The organism is Leptotrichia sp. OH3620_COT-345 (assembly GCF_003932895.1).
Classification (GTDB): Bacteria; Fusobacteriota; Fusobacteriia; order Fusobacteriales; family Leptotrichiaceae; genus Pseudoleptotrichia.
Window position 1 is genome coordinate 1 of the sequence record NZ_RQYW01000140.1, and the last position, 386, is coordinate 386.

At 32.6% G+C, this 386-nt stretch carries 1 protein-coding gene; it reads left to right on the forward strand.

The window, feature by feature from the left end:
* Nucleotides 1-386: hypothetical protein (locus tag EII29_RS12425; protein WP_158612558.1), on the forward strand; the 386-nt coding region annotated here is incomplete at both ends.

Sequence of the window (386 nt, forward strand, 5' to 3'; positions counted from 1 at the left end):
AATAAAGGTATAAGAAATATAGGAGGGGTAATAAGAGGAAGTGAAATAACTAAAGTAACATCGGAAAAAGGAAAAGTATTAAATGAAAGCACAATAAGCTCAGATACATTGACAAGAACAGTAAGAACAGGAGGAGGTTTTCTAAGAAGTATACCTAAAACATATACAGAAGTATACGGAATAACGGAAAGTATACGAAATATAGGAAAGGTAGAAGGAGAAGGTTTAGTCTATGTAGAAGGAAAAGAAATAGAAAATATAGCGGGGAATATAAGGGGGAGAAGTGGTACATTACTAAAAAGTACGGAAAAAGATATAGTAGATAAAACAATAACATTAAGAGATGAAAGACAGGGAGTAAGTGAAACGGTAACAGTCACAAAACA